Origin of the sequence: Amycolatopsis sp. SID8362, from assembly GCF_010550475.1 — a bacterium.
In the GTDB taxonomy this organism is placed as follows: Bacteria; Actinomycetota; Actinomycetes; order Mycobacteriales; family Pseudonocardiaceae; genus Amycolatopsis; species Amycolatopsis eburnea.
In genome coordinates this window covers 1-2,094 of record NZ_JAAGNB010001839.1, presented here as the reverse complement: position 1 = coordinate 2,094, position 2,094 = coordinate 1, and the positions used below count along the sequence as shown (strand labels likewise).

Genomic DNA, 2,094 nt, shown 5'->3' with positions numbered 1-2,094 from the left:
GGCCGACGAACGGCTGGCCGCCCGGGAAGGGGCCGAGGCGGCCCGGTACGCCCGGCGGCACTTCGACGTCCGGGACACCTGGGCCGGGCTGGCCGAGGTGACGCTGCGCCGCGCAAGACCATGCCTTGTGCGTACGGAACCTCATCCCGTTGCCGGAGGTCCGCCCGCGGCGGACGTGTGATCGTCGTGCGAGCCGGAGGGAGGAGACACCCATGCGCCGCCAGCCGAGACCCGTGCCCGACGTGGACCGCACCACGCCCGCGCTCGTCCTCAAGCTCGACGCGAACGTGTTCCACCACGGCGGGCTCGGCGTCATCCGGAGCCTGGGCGGCCTCGGCGTTCCCGTGTACGCCGTGCAGGAGGAACGGCTGACCCCGGCCGGCTCCTCCCGCTATCTGCGCGGCGGCTGGGTGTGGCGGCCCGGCACGGACGACGCGGAACGGCTGCTCGCGGGCCTGCGCCGGATCGGCGAGCGGATCGGCACGCGGGCCGTCCTGCTGCCGACCGACGACGCGGGCGCGATGTTCGTCGCTGAGTACCAGTCGAAGCTGCGCGAGACGTTCCTCTTCCCCGAGGTCGATCCCGCGCTCCCCCGGCTGGTCGCCGACAAGTACGCGCTGCACGACGTCTGCCGCCGCGCCGGCCTGCCGTGCCCGGCGCGGACGCTCGCCCGGAGCCCGGACGAAGCGGACGAGTTTCCCGTGGTCGTCAAGCTGGTGCACCCCTGGCGCGGGAGCGGCCGGGCGCGCAGCACGACCCTGGTCCGCGACCGGGACGAGCTGGCCCGGCTGTTCGCGGACGCGGCGGGCGACGAGCTGCTGCTGCAGGAGTACCTGCCCGGCGAGGACTGGTTCTTCCACGGCTACTGCGACGAACGCTCCCGCTGCCGTCCGGCCTTCACCGGCCGCAAGCACCGCTCCTACCCGGCCGACGCCGGGCTGACCGCGTTCGGCACGGCGCGGCCGAACCCCGCGCTGGCCGCCTCGGCCCAGCAGCTGTTCGAGCACCTGTCCTACCGCGGGATCATGGACCTCGACGTGCGCCTCGACCCGCGCGACGGGCAGTACAAGCTGCTCGACTTCAACCCGCGGCTCGGCGCCCAGTTCCGGCTGTTCGCCGACGACGCCGGCGTCGACGTCGCCGTGGCCGCGCACCTGCACCTCACCGGCCGCGAGATCCCGCGCGGCGAACCGGTCCGCCGCGGGTTCCTGGTGGAGAACTACGACCCGCTCGCCGCGTTCGGCTACTGGCGGCGGGGCCGGCTCGGGCCGGGTGCCTGGCTGCGGTCCCTGCGCGAGGTCGACGAGCTGGCCTGGTTCGCCTGCGACGACCTCCGGCCGTTCGGCCTGATGTGCGCGCGCCTGGCGTGGCGCGCGGTCCGCAAGCAGTTCCCCGGCCGCGCCCGTCCGCCCGTGGCGAGCCCGCGCTACCGGCCCGGCCGGGCCACTCCGGAAGGGGAAACCGATGACCGGTGAAACCGACGTCGCCGTCGTGGGCGCCGGGCCGTACGGCCTGTCGATCGCGGCCCACCTGCATGGCCGGGGCGTGCGCTTCCGCCACTTCGGGAAACCCATGCAGCTGTGGCGCGACGCGATGCCCGCCGGGATGTTCCTGAAGTCCCAGGGGTTCGCGTCGAACCTGTCCGACCCGGCCGCGACGCACACCCTGGGCGCCTTCTGCCGGGAGACCGGACGCGAGTACGGCGACTACGGCGTGCCGGTGCCGCTGGACACCTTCGTCGCGTACGGCGACTGGTTCCGGGACGCGCACGCGCCCGGCCTCGAGGAGACGCTCGTCGAGCGCGTCTCCCAGGCGGGGTCCGGATACGAGCTGGCGGTGGGTGGCGAGCGGGTGCGTGCCCGCGAAGTCGTCTTCGCCCCGGGCGTCCAGTACTTCGCCCACCTGCCCGCGGCGTTCGCCGGCCTGCCGGCCCGCGTCTGCTCGCACAGCTCGGCCCACGGCGACCTCGGCGCCTTCCGCGGCAAGGACGTGGTCGTCGTCGGCGCGGGCCAGTCGGCCATCGAGTCGGCGACCCTGCTGCACGAGTCCGGGGCGAGCGTGCGGCTGGTGGCGCGGGCACCGCGGCTGGTCTGG

3 protein-coding genes are annotated in these 2,094 nt (G+C 74.8%); all 3 read left to right on the top strand.

The features are described 5' to 3' along the window. The coding region (locus G3I65_RS56835) for a hypothetical protein (protein ID WP_203612782.1) at positions 1-181 on the top strand (181 nt) is incomplete at its 5' end. A gap of 31 nt (positions 182-212) precedes the next feature. Continuing rightward, positions 213-1,475, top strand: a complete 1,263-nt coding sequence (locus G3I65_RS56000) for a carboxylate--amine ligase (RefSeq protein ID WP_203612781.1) — start codon at positions 213-215, stop codon at positions 1,473-1,475. Then, the coding region (locus G3I65_RS55995; RefSeq protein ID WP_160704769.1) for an NAD(P)-binding domain-containing protein at positions 1,465-2,094 on the top strand (630 nt) is incomplete at its 3' end. The genes G3I65_RS56000 and G3I65_RS55995, both read left to right, overlap by 11 nt.